At 65.7% G+C, this 17,854-nt stretch carries 13 protein-coding genes; 10 read left to right on the top strand and 3 right to left on the bottom strand.

Translation table 11 applies throughout. The features are described from left to right. Positions 1 to 99 precede the first annotated feature (99 nt). Together ACIBK2_RS09565 and ACIBK2_RS09560 are read right to left on the bottom strand one after the other, a co-directional pair. Positions 100 to 1,878 carry a hypothetical protein gene (locus ACIBK2_RS09565; protein ID WP_396965407.1) on the bottom strand — a complete coding sequence of 593 codons (1,779 nt, stop codon included), beginning with the start codon at positions 1,876 to 1,878 and terminating at the stop codon, positions 100 to 102. Positions 1,879 to 1,954: 76 nt separating this feature from the next. Next, complete coding sequence (locus ACIBK2_RS09560; RefSeq protein ID WP_396965405.1) at positions 1,955 to 4,426, bottom strand: FHA domain-containing protein; 2,472 nt, start codon at positions 4,424 to 4,426, stop codon at positions 1,955 to 1,957. Between the two features lie 108 nt (positions 4,427 to 4,534). On the opposite strand from ACIBK2_RS09560, the gene ACIBK2_RS09555 reads away from it, so the two are divergent. Next, positions 4,535 to 5,983, top strand: coding sequence for a metallopeptidase (locus ACIBK2_RS09555; RefSeq protein ID WP_396965403.1), 1,449 nt, complete (start codon positions 4,535 to 4,537; stop codon positions 5,981 to 5,983). A gap of 4 nt (positions 5,984 to 5,987) precedes the next feature. Here ACIBK2_RS09555 and ACIBK2_RS09550 read toward each other — a convergent pair whose 3' ends face one another. Next, the gene (locus ACIBK2_RS09550; protein ID WP_396965401.1) at positions 5,988 to 7,274 is read right to left on the bottom strand and encodes an FHA domain-containing protein; all 1,287 of its coding nucleotides are present in this window, start codon (positions 7,272 to 7,274) and stop codon (positions 5,988 to 5,990) included. Between the two features lie 219 nt (positions 7,275 to 7,493). On the opposite strand from ACIBK2_RS09550, the gene ACIBK2_RS09545 reads away from it, so the two are divergent. The 9 genes from ACIBK2_RS09545 to ACIBK2_RS09505 all read left to right on the top strand — a co-directional run bounded on the left by ACIBK2_RS09545 (position 7,494) and on the right by ACIBK2_RS09505 (position 17,756). Next, a complete protein-coding gene (locus tag ACIBK2_RS09545) occupies positions 7,494 to 8,624 on the top strand; it encodes a hypothetical protein (protein WP_396965399.1) in 1,131 nt (376 codons plus the stop codon). Between the two features lie 136 nt (positions 8,625 to 8,760). Then, positions 8,761 to 9,924: a hypothetical protein gene (locus ACIBK2_RS09540; protein ID WP_396965397.1), complete on the top strand. Its 1,164-nt coding sequence runs from the start codon at positions 8,761 to 8,763 to the stop codon at positions 9,922 to 9,924. Further along, positions 9,921 to 11,144 (top strand): hypothetical protein, encoded by a 1,224-nt coding sequence (locus ACIBK2_RS09535; protein WP_396965395.1) that lies wholly within the window; start codon positions 9,921 to 9,923, stop codon positions 11,142 to 11,144. The genes ACIBK2_RS09540 and ACIBK2_RS09535 overlap by 4 nt, the downstream gene beginning before the upstream one ends. Positions 11,145 to 11,220: 76 nt before the next feature. Then, complete coding sequence (locus ACIBK2_RS09530; RefSeq protein WP_396965393.1) at positions 11,221 to 12,783, top strand: serine/threonine-protein kinase; 1,563 nt, start codon at positions 11,221 to 11,223, stop codon at positions 12,781 to 12,783. Between the two features lie 147 nt (positions 12,784 to 12,930). Beyond that, complete coding sequence (locus ACIBK2_RS09525) at positions 12,931 to 14,112, top strand: hypothetical protein (RefSeq protein WP_396965391.1); 1,182 nt, start codon at positions 12,931 to 12,933, stop codon at positions 14,110 to 14,112. A 133-nt stretch (positions 14,113 to 14,245) separates the two neighbouring features. Further along, positions 14,246 to 15,445 (top strand): hypothetical protein, encoded by a 1,200-nt coding sequence (locus tag ACIBK2_RS09520; RefSeq protein ID WP_396965389.1) that lies wholly within the window; start codon positions 14,246 to 14,248, stop codon positions 15,443 to 15,445. A gap of 227 nt (positions 15,446 to 15,672) precedes the next feature. Next, positions 15,673 to 16,710 carry a hypothetical protein gene (locus ACIBK2_RS09515; RefSeq protein WP_396965387.1) on the top strand — a complete coding sequence of 346 codons (1,038 nt, stop codon included), beginning with the start codon at positions 15,673 to 15,675 and terminating at the stop codon, positions 16,708 to 16,710. 386 nt (positions 16,711 to 17,096) lie between these two features. Continuing rightward, positions 17,097 to 17,414 (top strand): WXG100 family type VII secretion target, encoded by a 318-nt coding sequence (locus tag ACIBK2_RS09510; RefSeq protein ID WP_396965385.1) that lies wholly within the window; start codon positions 17,097 to 17,099, stop codon positions 17,412 to 17,414. A gap of 39 nt (positions 17,415 to 17,453) precedes the next feature. Further along, on the top strand, positions 17,454 to 17,756 hold the full coding sequence (locus ACIBK2_RS09505; RefSeq protein WP_379286841.1) for a WXG100 family type VII secretion target: 303 nt from the start codon (positions 17,454 to 17,456) through the stop codon (positions 17,754 to 17,756). Positions 17,757 to 17,854 lie beyond the last annotated feature (98 nt).

The raw sequence follows: 17,854 nt of genomic DNA, 5'->3' as shown, positions 1-17,854 counted from the left end.
GCCGGTGGAGACCCGGGATTCGATTGCACGACCGGTTGCCCGGCCGTCCATACGCCAACGAGCCACAATACCAGCCACGATCCGACGATCGAAATCGCGTCAGATCTCGATCGGTGGCCCCGGATCGATGGCGCGGCGCGGGCCGGGCAGCAGGTAGCGCAGGGTGTCTACTCCCGGCTGCCGACAGTCCTGGTCCGCGGTCCCCCGGTCGTCCCGTTCACCGCCTGCGGACAGACCGCGCACGGACGAGATGCCGGGATTGACCTCGTTGGTCACGTACGGCGTCAGCGGGCACACGATCGGGTCCGCCGCGGACGACGGCGCGGGTGCCGTGGTCAACGTCACCTCGGCCGCGGTCAGCTCGACCCGATCACCGCCGCCCGGTAGCGCGACCACCGCCAGCGCCAGCGCGCCGACCACCGTGTGCGCCCCGAACAGGTTGTCCTTCATCTTGTTCCACAGTTTCCCCTTGCGGGGCCGGTCCTCGTCGTCGTCCTCGGACTCCGGCTCCCGCCACCCGTGTCGCCCGGGTTCGGCATCGGACTGCGGCGCCTGATACGACCGCGCACCGGACGTCTGGCCGGGCGGCGGCCCGGCCTGCGGCGCGCTGCCGGGCGGTCGACCCTGCTCCTCGGGATACTGACCCGGCGGGCGGGTGAAGCGCTCGGCGAGATTCGGTGGCAGTCGCGGCACCTCGTCGCGGGTGAGCCTGGTCGTCGGTTCCTCACCTTGCGTCGGATAGCCGGGCCCGTACTGCACGGGCGGCACGGTCCGCGGCGGGGACGGATCCATGTGGGGTTGTGGCACGTCCGTTCGGCGCTGCGAGGACTCCGCTTGGCGCTGCGCGGACTCGGCCTGCCGATGGGCGGCACCGGCCTGACGCTGCCCGGGCGCGGCCTGCTGCGGTGCGGATTCCGCCCGATAGTGCCCGGCCGGATCGCGGTACTGCGGTCCCGGATCCTGGAACTGGGTGGGATCGACCCGTGGTTGCGCCGGCTCGGCATGCCGACCCGACGGTTCCGGCTCCTCGGCTTCGGTATCGGTCACCAGCAGGTGAGCCGCACCGAGCACGAGCGCGTGCATCGGATGATCGGCGACCTGCAACCGGTGGCCGAGATGGTTCTGGAAGGCCAGCCGCAGCGCATCGTTGAAGCAGACGTTGCCCGACAGCAACACCGTCGAGGTGTCCGCGCCGATCGAGCGGGCCGCGGCCATCACCTCGATGACCACGTTGTCCGCCGACCTGGCATCGCGCATCGACTCCATGGTCACCGGCACGTCAACCGATTCGGTCGGCTGCTCGTCGTCGCCGTGCACCGCGACAACCAGCACGGTCCGGCCGTCGGAGTACACCCCGGTCGCACCGATGCCGTGCGGCCTGGCCTGGTCCGGCGGGTGCACCAGCCCGAGCGCGCGCACATAGCCGGACAACGCGACGCTCTCCGGCAGCGGCTCGACGGTCACGTCGAGCTGTTCCACCAGACCGGCGTACACCTCGACCTTCTCGTCCGGCCAGCCGTCCGGGAACGGCAACGCCACCAGATCCGGCTTGCCGCGCAAGTGCTTACCGATCGAGGCGAGCGGGTTGTACATCCTGGCCCGGAACACCAGCTCCGCGGGCCAGGTCGCCCCGGCCACCACGATCTGCGGGTGCCCGAGGATGTCGCGCACATCCGCGATCGCCATGCCGAGGTCCGGCCGCTGCCGGTCCACGCCCGCGGTGTGCAACCGCCCCGAAGAATCCGCCAGCAGATACGCCGGCGGTGTCCACATACCTTCCACCTGGACCGGGCGGATCGGTGTGCCACCGCCACCCGCGGCCACGGACACCACATCCCAGCCGAGATGTACCGCCCCTACTCGCACCGTCACAGGCATAAGTGTGCCTGGTGTGCGGCCGAGATGCTTGCTCTTGTCCGGAGCCCCCGGTAGTGGCCGGAAAATCGCTCGCCCGTCACGCCGCCGACGCCTTCAGTCGCAGCCGCCGCCAGGTGATGACGGCGAGCACCAGGGTGATCAGTAACAGCACGGCGACGTCCAACGCCCAGATGCCCGGTGTGTGCTGCCATAACGTGTCCGGCTGCGCGCTGGGGAACACCTCACGAATGTTCACCGTCGAGGCACCGGCCGCATACCCCCAGCGCGCCGGGAACAACCAGGACACTTGCTCGAGCACCACCCGGCCGGTGACCGGGATCAGCCCGCCCGCCATCACCAGCTGCACCATGATGGCGACCACCAGCAGCGGCATCACCTGCTCGTTCGACTTGGCCAGCGACGAAAGCAGCAGGCCGACAACGACACAGCACACAGCGGTCAACGCGATGTCGATGTACAGCTCCCCGCTCCCCGAGGCGAGCACCGCGCCCTCGTCCGGCCGTTTCTTGCCCGCGAGCACGATGCCGACCAGCACCGCCGACTGCAACAGCGCGGTGATACTGAACACCGCGACCTTCGCCGACAGATACGCCGACGGCAGCAGCCCGACCGCGCGTTCACGCTGGAAGATGGTGCGCTCGCCGACCAGATCGCGCACGGTGAGCGTGGATCCCATGAAGCAGGCGCCGAGGATCAGCACGACGAGCAGCTGCTGGGTCTCGCCGCCGCCGGTGGGCACAAAAGTGCCGTCCGGCAACGCCTTCAGCGCCCCGCGCTGGAAACCGTCCTTGCCAGGCACCACCAGCGACAGCGCGCCGAGGATGAACGGCAGGATCACCAGGAACGACAGATAGCCGCGATCGGCCAGGATCAGCCGCATCTGACGGCGCGACAGCGTCGAGAACTGTTTGCCGCCACTGGATTGCGGTGGTGAGCCCGCGGACCCGTATTGCTGCGGTGGTGGCGGTGGCGGTGGCGCGAACGCCTGCCTGGATCGATAGGCGGCGAACGCCTGATCCGGGTTGGCCGCCACGTTGGCGAAGATCTCCGCCCAGTCGGTGGTGCCGAGCGCCGCGCCGACCCCGGCCGGGTTGCCGCAGTAGGCGGTTTTGCCGCCGGGCGCGAGCAGCAGTACCTGGTCGCACATGTCCAGGTGGGCGATGGAGTGGGTCACCACGATCACCACGCGGCCGGCGTCGGCCAGCTCGCGCAGCATCACCATCACCTGCCGGTCCAGCGCCGGGTCGAGACCCGAGGTCGGCTCGTCCAGGATCAGCAGCGAGGGGCCGGTCAGCAGTTCCAGCGCGACCGACGCGCGTTTGCGCTGACCGCCGGAGAGCCGGTCCACCCTGGTGTCGGCGTGCTCGGTGAGTGAAAGTTCCTTCAGCACACCGTCGATCACCTGTTGCCGGTCGGCCCTGCTGTTGTCCGGCGGCAGTCGCAGCTCGGCCGCGTAGCCGAGCGCCTGGCGCACGGTGAGCTGGCGGTGCAGCACATCGTCCTGCGGCACCATGCCGATCCGGGAACGCAGCGCCTCGTACTCGGCGTGCAGATTGCGGCCCTCGAAGGTGACCACACCGCCGGAGGGCTGGGTGGTGCCCGCGATCAACCGGGACAGCGTCGACTTGCCCGCGCCCGACGGACCGATCAGCGCGGTCAGCGTGCCCCGGCTGGCCTGCATATTCACATCGACCAGCAGCTGCTTGTTGCCCTCGACGGTGAACGCCACCCCGTGCACCGCGAGCCCCTGCTCGGCCACCGGCTTCTGCCGGAGCACCAAAGTGCCCTGCTGGACAACGAAGTCGATGTTGCCGATGGTGATGATGTCGCGCTCGCGCAGCACCGCCTGCTGCTGGCGGTGGCCGTTGACGAAGGTGCCGTTCGCCGAGCCGAGATCCTCGATGGTCAGCCCGTCGCCCGCCGCGACCAGGCGCGCGTGCTTGCGCGAGGCCAGCGGATCGTTGACGACGATCTGGTTGTCGGTGGTGCGCCCGATCGTCAGGCCGCCCGCGGGCAGCCGATCGGCCCTGGCGATCGGCGCGGTCGACGCCCGCGCCCGCACCGGCGGCATGTTCGAGGTGTCGGCGCGGGTGGTCAGATTGACATTCACCTGCGGCGGCGCGTCCTGCGGCTGCTGATAGGCCGGGCGCTGGAACTGCTGGGCGGGCCGCTGACCCGACATCGGCTGCTGACCCGACTGCGGCGGCCGCGCCGAGGGGCGCTGCGGGGGTTGTGGATTGGCGGGCAATAGATGGAGCAACGGTCCACTGATCGCGTCACCGAGGCGCACCTGCGTCGGCCGATCGATCGACACCGGTTGGGCGAGCCGGCGCGCGTCGACGAAAACGCCGTTCGTGCTTCCGTTATCGGACAGCACCCAGGCGCTACCCTGCCATGCGAGCGTCGCGTGCACCCGCGAAACCAGCGGGCTGTCGACGAAAAGCGTCACCTCCGGCGCACGGCCCATGGTGACCTGCTGGCTCGAATCGAAGACTCGTTCGTTTCCATCATGGCGCACGGTGATGGTCTGCGCCCCCGGTGAAGACATGCAGCGGATACTATTCCATCACCCGGACATCGGCGGTGCCCCCGACGCGCCTTTTGCCCCGATCCGGCGACGATATTGAACGTGATACCGGCCGATTCAGGGGGAGCCTTGCCGAAAGTCCGTGCGACGGCGATCATTACCGCCGTCTTGATCGTTGTGGTGCTGGTCGCGGGCTGCACCAGACTGGTGGACGGCCGCGCCGTCTCCATTTACGACGACCCGTTCAAGGTGGCGGGATTGCCGACCACGAGTGGTCCGAGCGGCCCGCGCGACGGTGTCCCGGACAGCCCGCTCAAGGCCACCAATGGCGACGGCGGCCCCGAGGACACCCTGGCCCTCAACGCCGTCGACGACATCCAGACCTACTGGCACGCCGAATTCGGCAAGGAATTCCAGAGCGGCGATTTCAAGCCGGTCGACACGCTGCTGTCCTGGAGCGCGAAGGCGCCGCGCAGCGATGCGCGGGAATTCTGCAAGGAGACCACCTTTCACCTGGTGAACGCGGCCTACTGCCGGTTGGACAATTCCATCGGCTGGGACCGTTCCGTGCTGCTGCCCGCGATGACCGACACCTTCGGCAAGATGGCCGTTGTCATGGTGCTCGCGCACGAATACGGGCACGCGGTGCAGACCATGGCCAGGCTGGTCGGCGCCAAAGACCCGGTGATCGTCAAGGAACAGCAGGCCGACTGCTTCGCAGGCGCGTTCATGCGTTCGGTCGCCGAGGGCAAATCCAAGCACTTCACCATCAACACCTCCGACGGCCTCAACAACGTGCTCGCCGCCACCGTCGCCATCCGCGACTCCGACCCGAGCGACCCGGAGAGCGTGCACGGCTCGGCCTTCGAACGCGTCACCGCGGTGCAGGCCGGTTTCACCGATGGCGCGAAGGGCTGCAAGCGCATCGACATGGACGAGATCAACCAGCGGCGCGGCTCATTGCCGAAGGATTTCAACGGCGACACCGGTCGTGGCGAATACGAGATCAACAAGGACACCCTGGTCGAACTCAGCAAGGCTCTGGGCGCGCTGCTGCCGACCAAGCCCTCGCCGACCTACGACTACTCCGGTGCGAAGATCAACTGCCCCAACGGCGTCGCCACCGAGCCCGTCAGCTATTGCCCGGACACCAACACCATCGGCACCGACATCCCCTCCCTCGCCCAGCGCGGCACCTCGAACTGGGATGTCGACGATCCGCTGCCGTTGAAGGTGACCGGCGACTACAACGGTTACATAGTCTTCATTTCCCGATACACCCTCGCGGTGCAGAAGAACCACGGCCAGGACCTTATCGGCGCGAAGACCGGGCTGCGGGCGGCCTGCCTGTCCGGCGTGGTCACCGGCAAGCTCGCGGCGCCGAACCGCCCGACCTCGCAGGGCGACATCGGCCTTGCCGCAGGCGATCTCGACGAAGCGGTATCCGGCCTGCTCACCGATGGGTTGGCCGCCAGCGACGTGCAGGGCAACACCGTGCGCAGTGGCTTCGCCCGCGTCGACGCGTTCCGCGCGGGCGTGATCAACGGCGAAAAGACCTGCATCTCACGGTATTCGTAGTCGGCTAACCGCCGAACGGCGGTGGGGCGGTGTGTTCGAAGCGCAGGACGCGGTTGCCGAGCATGACCTCGGCGCCGGGCACCAGGACCATGGATTGGTTGGGGGCCAGGCGAATCCAGTCGCGGTAGCCGGGCAGGCGGGTGCGGGTGCCGTTGGTGGAGCCGCGATCCACTACGGTCACATCCCAATTCAGTAGGTGGATCTCGGCGTGTGCGCGGGACATGCCGCCGGAGGAGTCATCCACCCGCAGCGGGACCAGCCCGCGCTGCGCGGCGTCGGAATGTTCTGGGTCGCGGCCGATCACGGCGTCGGCGGCGAGCACGTAGGTCATGCCGTCGTCGAGGATCAGCATGCCGAGCGGCGGGCGGATCACCTCGATCAGCGCCTGGGTCTGGTCCACCGGCATGCCGCACACGGTGCAGAACGCCGCGCGCGGATCGCTGGGATGCGCTCTGGCGCACTTGAATCCCATCACCTTGACGGTGAGCGCGGTGGCCTTCGCGGTCGCCTCCAACCGGCGCTGCAGCTCCGGATCGGGCGGCGGGGCCGGCGTGGTACCGCTCACCTCGGTGTGCGCGTTGTGCAGGTCCTCGTCGGGTCCGTGCGCGGCGGTCGAGGCCTGACTTCCGGTGTGCGGCTCCGGTTCTCGCTGCTGTTCCGGCGGATCGTGGTCGATCCGCGCGGTCGGCAGCCGTTCCTCTTCGTCGCGCTGCCGCGTGCTTTCGCGCGGCAGCCCCGAGAGCGCCCTGGTGCGCACCTCGTCGGACCAGATGATCGCGCCGCCCGCCTGCGCGATGCCCTCGACCAGCCAGCCGATGCCGCGCTGTGCGGGCAGTTCGGGGATGCGGCCCTTCGCGTCGTCGACGAACAGCGCGACGGCCCTGGCGGGCACGCCCGCCACCCGGTCCACCGTGAACGCCGCGTCGCCGCCCCGATACCGCTCGACCGTGCCGTTCCCCGCCAGCACCGCCGTCACCGCGCCGTGCAGAAACACCGCCACCCCACCGTTTTCCGCGGTGGACAGGATGCCGAAATCGATCGGCTCCCCCGGACTGATCTGCTCGGCGTGCTTCATCAGCCACCGGGTGGCCTGGCGCGCGATCAACGCCCCCGGCCCCTTCGGCTGCTGTTCGGTCGCCTCACGCACCAATTCGGCCAACGATTCCAGGGCGAGTACGGCGGGCGAATCCTGCGTCGGCCTGCCCTGCCCGCGATGCCCGACCACCACCACCGCCCCGGCGACACGCACCACCGCGTGACCTCCGACGACGACCTCGACCTGCCGGTCCATCAGAGGTATCGGCCTCTGCCGAGCGCGTGGTCCGGGGTCGTCGTCACACGAACCAGGGTATTGCAATCCGACAACTATCGACCCCCCTCGCAGGCGTCCGTCCGGTAACTTCAGTGGCAGCACGTGAAGAAACGAGGACCCGTCATGGTTCGGACATCGCGAATCGCGCTTGCCGCGTCGTGTATCGCATTGACTGGTCTTTTGACCGGGTGCGGCGGCGTGCGGGGCACCGCAACCGCGGGCGAAGTCGACGTACGCCAACTAGAGGTCGGGACCTATGCGGTCGACCGTCACCAGTACAACCAGGACCCGGGCGACAAGGCCGCGCTACTCGAGGGCATGCGCATGTCGGATGCTGTGGTCCCGACCGTGCAGATCGACCCGTCCCTGAAGGTCGGCCGCGGCAGCACCGTGGTGGCCGACGCCGACCAGGCGCTGGATTTCGTGGCCAAGGTGTCCAAGCCGGTCTTCGACGACCGCAAGCTGATCACCGGCTACGCCGCCAGCGGCGCCGACCAGCCCGACCCGGCCGGGCAGACCAACCCGGCCCCCGACACCACCGCGGTCACCACCGCGCTGTTCCGCTTCCCCGACCCGGCGGTCACCAAACTCGCCGCCCGCGAGCTCGAGGACGTCGACATCGCCATCTCGCCGGACAACCGCAAACTGCCCTCGACCAAGTACCCCGACGCCTATATCCATTGGCGCCCAGGCGTTCCCACCGTCGGCACCTTCATGGCCTACAAGGAATTCGTCATCTCCCTGTTCATCCAGCGCCCGCGCGCCGACAGCGCTGACCTGACGAGCTGGGTCGACAAGGCGCTCGCCGCGCAGGTCGCCCAGCTGGACAAGTTCCAGGCGACGCCGCAGGACCAGATCAAGGACCTGAAGGTCGATCCCGACGGACTGCTCGCCCGGGTCGCGGTCAGCGACCGCAAGAACCGCACCCCCGACGCCGCCACCTTCGCCATCTTCGGCCCGCACCACATGGTGCACCGCGCCGTGGACGAATCCGCGCACCTGCGCCTGGTCGACGAGGCGGGCGTCGACCGCCAGGCCATCGCCGACGACAGCTACGTCGCGCGCACCAGGGACACCGCCGCCGCGCAGAAACTGGCCGACGGTCTGATGGAAAGCGAAGGGGCGCACTACGACACGCTCGGCGCACCGAAGGACGTGCCCGGCGCCAAATGCTTGCAGCTCAATAGCAAAGGCAACCCCGACCGCGAATACAAGTTCCGGTGCTACGTCTCGTACAAGCGTTATGTGGGTGTCGTGACCAGCGACAAAGAACCGGATGTCCGGCAGAAGGTGGCCGCCGAGTACGCGCTGCTGGCGAACAGTCTGTGAGGTCGGATCCCGAACGTTGTGGTCAGGTGCCGTGGCAGGTGGTGACGTAGGATTCCGCGGGAACCACAGCCGTTAGGGGAGGATGTTGCAGCTCAGCGCGAGGACGACGCCGCGCAGAACGGCGTATGCCCTGGTCATGGCGGCAGCGTTGGCGTTCGTCAGCGGGGGATGCGGCTCGGATGAGCCGACCGCGGACCACCCGGCCCCTTCCGTCGATATCGGCAAGCTGGATGTCGGGAATTACGATACGAATCCGCGTCAATTGGGTGCGGTGAAAAGCCTCGACCAGGCTCGCATAATCGAAGCGGAACGGCTGGGCGATTTTGTGCCGGTGCCGCGCGATATCGACCCCCGGTTCGCGTACAGCAATCCGTTCATCGCCACAGTCTTCACCGACCCGAAGTTCGCTCTCGGCCGGATCATGGCTGTCGACCGGTTCGCCGAGGCCGCACCGGACTTCGTCGCAGGCTTCCAGGCCTTCGGCCGCACCGTGTCAGGTCCGCACGGCATCGATCTGATGAACGCGGTCATGATCTTTCCGGACGAGCAGAAGGCCGCGGACGCGGCGGTGGCGCTGGAGCGGGTCGATTACGAGGCAGGCGATCGCAATACCACCGTGGCGATACCGAAATATCCTGCGGCACATGCGCACTGGCAACCGGACCAGCAGTCGATCGGATCCTGGTATGCCACCGGCAAATTCGTCGTCTACACGTGGATCTATGACTACCTGAAGATCTACCTGGAAAAGGTCGACCTGCCCACATTGCTTGCGCTGGTGGAGAAGAGCCTCGACACGGTGGCTCCGTCCATCGCCAAGTTCAGCCCGACTCCGCCCGACAAGCTCATGAGCCTGCCGATCGACCTGGACGGCATGCTCAATCGCACCATCGCGCGGCCGAAGGAAGATGCGTGGCTCAATCCGCCCGGCGCGTACCACGCCCGCACCGCGCTCCATTTCGTCAATGACCCGAACAGCACCCTCGACGCAATCGAGAAAGCGGGCGCCGACCGATACGCGACGAACGGCGTCGAACTCTATCGAGCCCGCGATGCCGCCGCGGCCGAGACGCTCCAGCAAGACCTCGGTGGTCTGACGAAGCGGTTCAAGAAAGCCGACTCCCCGGCGGAGTTGCCCGCAGCCGAGTGCCGGGAGTACATCGGGCGGGGAAACCTGGCGATCCGCTTCTACTGCTCGGTGTCCTACGACCGCTATGCCGCCTTCTCCGCGTCGCACCAGCTGCTGGACGCGCAACAGCGGATCTCCGCCGAGTACACGTTGTTGGTGAACACCCGATGAGGCGCGCGTTCGTCCTGCCATTGGCCGCGTTGCTGGCGGTCGGCCTCACCGCATGCGGATCGACCATGGCCGGGACCTCGCATCCCGCCGAGGTCGACATTCGCAAACTCGATACCGGGTCCTATCCCACCGAGCCGCCCAATGCCCACGATGACGACTACCTGCCCGATTTCACCAGCATGCCGCACGTCGCCGCAATGCGATTGTCGGACTATGTCCTGCCTGCCTACGAAATCGACCCGAACCTGAAATTCGGCCAACGCCCCTTCGAGATATCCCGCGGGCTGCCACCCGGCGAGCTGGGTAACGAAGACGATATGAAGCCGATCGCCGAACGGAACAAATTGCTGTTCGGGTTCCGGGCAACCGGTTTCGATCAGAAGACGTCGATCGTCCCATCCAGCTGGCCGATCAAGTCAGCACAGCACGCGACGGTGATCTCGACCATGGTCATGCAGTTCCCCGACGCCGAGCGAGCCACCGCCGCGGCCGCCGAGTTCTACGACGCGGACCTGAGCGCCAACCGGGAGCACAACCAGCCGGTCGCACTGCCGAAATACAACACCGCGCACGCCCATTGGCGTCCCGGCACGCCATTTCTGCGCACCACTCTCGCCCATGGGCCCTATGTCGTTGCCTTTCTCGTCTCCACCAGCGAGCCCGACCTGAACGCACTCACCGCGCTCGCCGAAAAGTCCTACGACGCACAGCTTCCCGTGCTGGACCAGCTGAAGCCGCTTACGGATGAAGAACTGTTCCAACTGCCATGGGACCCCGACCATCTGCTGAGCCGCACGTTGAATCCGATCCAGGTCGAGATACCGGCGATCGGCAGCCAGGCCCTCTACGATTTGCGCGGCATCATCCAGTATGCCGACGATCTGAGTGTCGCAAAGCAACGCTTCAGTGCGATGAATGCGGATCGGTTCGCCGTTTCCAACGGCACGATCGTGGCCCGCACACCGGACTCGGCAGCAGCGAAGAAGATTGTTGCCGAACGACTTACCCCCGCACCGGCAGCGCGCGATGCCGACGCCCCGCCGAATGTGCCGGATTCGACCTGCGTCGAGAACAAACGCGACCGCGACGACTTCGAAACGAAAAGATTCACCTGCGTCGTCGCCTACCGCCAATACGCGGGATTCGTCACCGGGGATCAGCTCCTCGATGTACAGCAACGCGCCGCCGCACAGTACGCAATCTTCGCGAACAGCCGGTAATGCGACGCACCGAGCCCACCGCGTGCGGTCCAGTATGCTGCCGCATGGGGAGCACGGACTCAGGAGATTGTGGATCATGGCGATAAGCCCCGGCACCATCGTGGGCGGGTACCGCGTCCAGGGCGTGCTCGGAGCGGGCGGCATGGGCACGGTCTATCTTGCCAAACACCCCAGTCTGCCGCGCATGGACGCATTGAAGGTGCTCAGCGGCGAACTCAGCAACGACCACGAGTTCCGTACCCGCTTCGAGCGCGAGGCCAATCTCGCCGCCGGCCTCGACCATCCGAACATCGTCTCGGTCTACAACCGCGGTGAAGAAGACGGTCAGCTGTGGATCGCCATGCAGTACGTCGACGGCACCGATGCCGCAGCGGAGTTGGCCCGCGACAAGCATTCGATGAATCCGCTTCGCGCACTGCGCATTACCACCGAGGTCGGCAAGGGCCTCGACTACGCGCATCGAAAAGGGTTGCTGCATCGCGACGTCAAGCCCGCCAACTTCCTGCTCTCCTCGAGCGAGGGTGACGAAGAACGCGTCCTGCTCACCGATTTCGGCGTCGCCAAATCCAACGACGACACCACTGAGCTCACCCAGACCGGCAGCTTCGTCGCCACCATCGCCTACGCACCGCCGGAGCAGCTGGTCGGCGGCCACCTCGACCACCGGGCCGATATCTACAGCCTCGCCTGCGCGTTCTTCAAGCTGCTCACCGGCCGAAACCCTTATCCGGCAACGCAACCCGCGCTGGTCATGATGGGGCACCTGCACGAGCCACCCCCGCTGGCCACCGCGGTCGATCCAGCGCTGCCGCCCGCCATCGACCACGTCTTCGCCAAGGCGATGGCGAAAGATCCCACCAATCGGTTCAACAGCTGCCGCGAATTCACCGACGCGGCGGCGAGCGCCCTCTCCCCCGGCTACCACTCGGCCCCTACGGGCACCTCGCCAACCTATCCCGTCCAGGCCTTCGATCCACGGCCGAATACTGATCCGCGCGTTGCGATTTCGAGACCACACACGCTGACGACCGCTCCCCCCTCCCGCAGACGATGGGTCATCGGCGCTGGTGCCGGTGTCGTCGTTGTCGCGCTGGCAGCGGGTCTCGGGATCTGGGGGCTCGGCGGTAGCGACAAGCCCGTTACCAACGCCGTCGCCACCACCACGGCCAACGCCACGGTCGCCGTGAGTGCGTTGCCGTCGATCGAGCAGGCCCGCGCCACCAATCCTGCCTTCCGCGGCAAGACCATCACGGTGGTGGATGTGCAACGCTCGGTCGCTTCGAGCAAACCGGTGTCGATCTACCTCGGCGGCAACACCCAGTCGAAGTTCCTCGAGGACCTCGGCTTCGTCTACAACTTGAACTACGTGGCGCAGGGTGGCGAACCATCGCCGCGCGCGATGAAATCGGCCGACTCGCTCGAGGTCGCGTCCGACAGCTACGTCCTCGCGGTGCGTACCGACGAAGACGCCGGCGGCGGCGGGCTGCGCGGGCTGCCCTACCAGGTCGCGGGTACCCGGGCCACCGTTATTCCGCTCGACGACCCCGAAGCCGTAGCCGCGTTCCGCAATTGGACGCCGAACTCGGAACAGACACTCCTCGACAAGCTGGTCCCGCTGCTGCAGAAGCGTGTGAAGTAGTTCGAGCGGTGTCGCGGGACGGCTGTCCCGGATGTTATGTTGCCGGCTGCGATACGTCCGCCGCAGGCTTGGTCAGCTCGCACCTATGCCCTGTGGAGAACACCGTTCGATGGCTCGTCCTCCTGCTCGTCGGCTGATGGAGGAACGATGCGGAGACCGCTCAGAACGCTGGCCGCCGGGTTGGCCGTCCTATTAGGCACAGCGGGATGTGGATCGGACTCCCCGCCACCACCCGCCGTCGATATCAGCCAGCTCGACGTCGGCAGCTATGCGACCACACCACGCGAGATCGGCAAGCCCCGTTTCGACCACGCACGACTCAGCGAAGGCCAGCGCCTCGGCGGCTTTGTCCCCATGCCGATGGACATCGACCCGCGATTCGTCTTCCAGCCCTACTCCGAGACCGGCCCGGTGCTGGCATTCATCGAAACCCTGTACAGCCTCAACCTTTCCGTTGACAGTTTCCAGGCGAATGCACCGGGCTTCATCGCCGGTTTCGCCGGCCTCGCGTACTCCGAAAACGACGTTTCGATCGCCACCTCCCTGTCGAACGCAGTGCTGCTGTTTGCTGATCAGCAATCCGCCACGTCGGCCGCCGCAGCGCTCGCACACGCCATCGCGACAAAGCAAGATTTGCGCGAACAGGTCGGCATCGGCGAGCACCGAGACGCTCTCGCGTTCTGGAAACCGGGGACGCAGGAGCTCTACTCGTTCCAGGCAGGCGGACCGTACGTGATCTACACCGAGGTCAAGGACCAAGCCAAGATCGCGGTCGGCACCACCGATCTACCTGCCATGGTCTCCCTCGTGCAGAAGAGTCTCGATATGGTCGGCGCCCGGCTGCGCGGGTTCCGGCCGACACCGCCGGACAAGCTGACCGATGTCCCCATAGACCACGACGGCATGCTCGGCCGCTCCCTTCCGCGACCGAACGAAGACGGTTGGCGCAACCCACCCGGCCTGTACGACCGCACCGGCGCGCTGAATCTGAGTAGCGATCCCGTGCGAGACAAGAAGCTGTTCGACGAGGCGGGCGTCGACTGGCTGGTGTACAACGCCGGGTATCTATACCGCGCCGAAAATCGGAAAGGCGCACAGCTCATTCGAGACAGCCACAGCGCACCGAGCAAGCTTTATCGCCGGATCGATCCGCCGAAAAATCTGCCCAATGCACGCTGTCGCGAGTTCCGCCTAAAGGATGTGGTGACCAATAGGTTTCATTGCATAGCGTCCTACGACCGATACACCGCCGAGGTCTGGTCGAATCAGCTCATCGATGTGTATCAACGGATCTCGGCGCAGTATGCGATTCTCGCGAAGGCGACGTGAGTCGCATGTCGCGGGACGACGGTCCCGGGTGTTATGTTGCCGACTGCGATACGTCCGCCACAGGCTTGGTCAGCGCGCACGTATGCCTTGGGGGATAACTGGTTCGATGGCTCGTCCTCCTGCTCGTCGGCTGATGGAGGGAACGATGCGGAGAGCACTCAGAACGCTGGCCGTCGGACTGGCCGTCCTGTCTGTTGGTACAGCGGGATGTGGGTCGGACTCCCCGCCACCACCGCCTGACGTAGATATCAGCCAGCTCGACGTCGGTAGCTACGCGACCACATCACGCGAGATCGGCAAACCCGGATTCGACCGCGCACGACTCAGCGAAGGCCAGCGCCTCGGCAGCTTTGTCCCCCTGCCGATGGACATCGACCCGCGGTTCACCGTCCAGGCAGGCTCGGAGACCAATCTGACATCGGGATTCATCGAAACCCTCTATTCCCTCGAACTTTCCGCGGACAGCTTCCGGCCGATTACACCGGGTTTCATAGCTGGTTTTTACAGCCTCGGGTATTCCGAGAAAGATACGCTCATCGCCACCTCGCTGACTAACACGGCAATGTTATTTATCGACCAACAGTCCGCCACACTGGCCGCCCCCGCTCTCGCACAGGCCGTGGCCGCGAAGAAAGGGTTGAGCGAACCGGTCGACCTCGGCAAACATCCGGACGCACACGCGTTCTGGAAACCTGGGACGCAGGAGCTGTACACATTCCAGGCGAGCGGGCAGTACGTCATCTACACCACGGTCAAAGACCCCGCGAAGATCGCGCTCGACAACACCGACCTACCCGCCATGGTCGCGCTCGCGGAGAAGTGCCTCGATGCGGTCAGCGCGCGGCTGCGCGAGTTCCGCCCGACACCGCCGGACAAGCTGACGGATATCCCCCTTGACCGCGACGGCATGCTCGGGCGCTCACTGACGCGGCCGAAAGAAGACGACTGGAGTAACCCTCCCGGCCTGTACGACCGCAACGGCGCGCTCCATCTGACCAATGATCCGGTGCGCGACAAGAAGCTGTTCGAGGAAGCCGGGGTCGACTGGATGGCGAATTATGCTGGACAGCTCTTCCGCGCGCAGAATCCGAAAGGCGCACAACGTATTCGAGATAGTCACAGCGCATTGAGCAAGACCTACCGCAGTGTCGACTCGCCGAAGAATCTTCCCGACGCACGCTGTGCTGAGCTCCGCGTGAAGAATCTGTTCATCCCCAGATTTCATTGCGTGGTGTCCTACGACCGTTATGCCGCAGAAGTGTGGTCGGATCAGCTGATCGATGTGCACCAACGGATCTCGGCGCAATACTCGATTCTGGTGAAGGCGAAGTGAGCCGCATGCTCAGCAGAAGCGTACGACTCACCGCGGCCGCCATCACGTTGCTGGCCATCGCCGGGTGCGGTTCATCGGTAACCGGTGTACCGAAGCCGGGCGAGATAGACGTCCGCACCTTCGACGTCGGCAAGTACCCCACCGAGCCGTTCGACACCCACGAGGAATACTCACACTCGCTGCGCAGGGGTACCTCGCTGGCCATCTCACGCCTGGCCAACCACGTCGTGACCGGCATCGATATCGACCCCAAGCTGCGGTACGGCACCGGCGTACAGGAGATCACCCAACCCGACGACGTCAAGAACGTCTTGGCGGAGCAGAGCGTACCGATCGCGGCGCGCAACAAGATATTGTTCGGGTTCGCTTCCGGCAGTAGCGATTTCCTGCCGCAGTCTGCGGTTGCCGTACCACCGGAATCGACATTGACCACGGTGACCGTCATGCAATTCCCGGACCCCGAGTCCGCCGAGCGGGCTGCCGCCGAATTCGAAGAGGCCGATTTCGCCGTGGCCCCGGACCAGAACGAGCGCGTGCAGCTCGCGAAATATCCACTGGCGCATTCTCATTGGCGTCCCGGATCGCCGACGATCGGTTCGGTAGTCGCGCACGGCAACTACGTGATCAACACATTCATCTCCACATCCCAGCCTGACCTCACCGCCCTGACCGCCCTCGTCGAGAAGGTCTACACAGCGCAGCTGCCGATGCTCGACACACTCACGCCGCTGTCGGCCGAACAGGTCCTGCGTCTGGATATCGACCCAGAGGGCGTGATCCGCAGAGTCCTTAATCCGACCCAGCTACCTGTCCCCCAAGTGGGCGGGCTCGCGGCGTACGAACTGCGAGGATTTCTACACTGGCAGACCGATCGCACAGCGGCAAAGAATCTTTACGCAAACGGCGAACGATTCGTCTTCTCCGACGCCTACTCGGCGACAACGAACAGCTACACACGAGGAATCGCCCAAAGCTTCGGCAAGGGGATTGGCAGGTTCCTGGACGGAGCCATCTTGATCCGAACGCGGGATACCGACTCGGCTCGAGCGCTGTGGTCGGCGATTCTCGACGCACCGGATACTGGCCAGGCACCTCCGAACGTTCCGGACAGCAAATGCGCCGAGCTTCCGACGGATCGATACGTCAAGGACTGGATTTGCGCCGTTAGGTATCGCAACTATGTCGGCTATGTCTGGAGCACCCAACTGCAGGACGCGCAGCAACGCGCGGCAGCACAGTACGCGCTACTCGCCAACAGCCAGTAGCGCGCCGCCCTGCCATCACTGACGTTTTCCCTCCGATATACCTGCGATCTGCTGTAGCGGGAGCCATAGTGGTTGGGTAAGGTACAAGCAGCCAGCCCACTCGCCAATCAAGACATCAGCGAGCAGGGGGAAGGAGGGGAGCCGAGCGCTGGCGTTGCAGGCATGCCAAGATGACTACGTCTACGACCTGACGAGCGGCCCATATCCGGCCCCGACAGCGCAGACGAGCAGGGCAAAGGACGCTGGGGTCTGATCTCCGTAGGGGGAGATCCAAATTTTCTCGAGTCGGATGGAACCGATCAGACCTATCGAGCGTCCAATCAGATGTACAGGCCAACTGGGGGCTTCTGCCGTTGGCCGAGACGGGAAACCGAGAAGGAGCCGAAATGGCAGGACAGCTCGAAGCGAATGACGCCATCATCGCGAAGTTCGCGGACAACTGCAGGGATCGTCACGCCGCCCTGCAGAACGCGATCACCGCGCTGAACACGAAGTCGGATGACACCACCGCGACCTGGAAGGGTCAGGCCCGGGGCGCGTTCGACACGCTTATGGACAACTACTTCGCCCAGGCGCGCAAGCTGAACGACGCACTGGACCAGACTGCCGACAAGCTGACCAAGGCCGGCAAGGCCTTCTCGGCGCAGGACGAGCAGTTCGCCCAGCAGGTGGCGCAGCAGGCTTCCAGCCTGACGCTTCCCTGATCGATCAGCCGAACACCAGATACCAAGGAGGAGCCCCAGATGACAGCGAACGACCCAAGCACGATTTCCTCTAACTTCGGAGCGGTCGAGGCTGGTGCCCAGTCCATCGTGTCCGAAGCGAAGAACATCTCGAGCATGCTCGAGGACTTCCACAAGCAGGTCACCGACTTCGTGACCAACTACTGGAAGGGTGACGCCAACGACGCGTTCGCCCAGCTCCAGACGCAGTGGAACACGAGCGTCACCCAGCTGAACGCCACGCTGGAGACCGCCGGTCGGGCCGTCAGCTCCGGTAACACGGATCTGCAGAGCACCGACACCAGCCTCGCAGGCCTTTTCTGAGAACCTGTCTCGGCCAATTCGGGCCCCCGGCACGCACGTCGCCGGGGGCCCGAATTATGTGTGTTGCCAAGTACTCATTGATGTCGTGCTGCCGCAGC

The organism is Nocardia sp. NPDC050175 (assembly GCF_044459885.1).
Taxonomy (GTDB): Bacteria; Actinomycetota; Actinomycetes; order Mycobacteriales; family Mycobacteriaceae; genus Nocardia.
Note: the sequence above shows the minus strand (reverse complement) of the source record. Positions and strands in the feature narration are given on the sequence as shown.

What these genes read in the sequence shown, in the direction of transcription:
- ACIBK2_RS09550 (WP_396965401.1), bottom strand. Translation starts at nt 7,274, where the DNA reads ATGGACCGGCAGGTCGAGGTCGTCGTCGGAGGTCACGCGGTGGTGCGT.
- ACIBK2_RS09560 (WP_396965405.1), bottom strand. Translation starts at nt 4,426, where the DNA reads ATGTCTTCACCGGGGGCGCAGACCATCACCGTGCGCCATGATGGAAAC.
- ACIBK2_RS09565 (WP_396965407.1), bottom strand. Translation starts at nt 1,878, where the DNA reads ATGCCTGTGACGGTGCGAGTAGGGGCGGTACATCTCGGCTGGGATGTG.
- ACIBK2_RS09510 (WP_396965385.1), top strand. Translation starts at nt 17,097, where the DNA reads ATGGCAGGACAGCTCGAAGCGAATGACGCCATCATCGCGAAGTTCGCG.
- ACIBK2_RS09530 (WP_396965393.1), top strand. Translation starts at nt 11,221, where the DNA reads ATGGCGATAAGCCCCGGCACCATCGTGGGCGGGTACCGCGTCCAGGGC.
- ACIBK2_RS09505 (WP_379286841.1), top strand. Translation starts at nt 17,454, where the DNA reads ATGACAGCGAACGACCCAAGCACGATTTCCTCTAACTTCGGAGCGGTC.
- ACIBK2_RS09525 (WP_396965391.1), top strand. Translation starts at nt 12,931, where the DNA reads ATGCGGAGACCGCTCAGAACGCTGGCCGCCGGGTTGGCCGTCCTATTA.
- ACIBK2_RS09520 (WP_396965389.1), top strand. Translation starts at nt 14,246, where the DNA reads ATGGAGGGAACGATGCGGAGAGCACTCAGAACGCTGGCCGTCGGACTG.
- ACIBK2_RS09540 (WP_396965397.1), top strand. Translation starts at nt 8,761, where the DNA reads ATGGCGGCAGCGTTGGCGTTCGTCAGCGGGGGATGCGGCTCGGATGAG.
- ACIBK2_RS09535 (WP_396965395.1), top strand. Translation starts at nt 9,921, where the DNA reads ATGAGGCGCGCGTTCGTCCTGCCATTGGCCGCGTTGCTGGCGGTCGGC.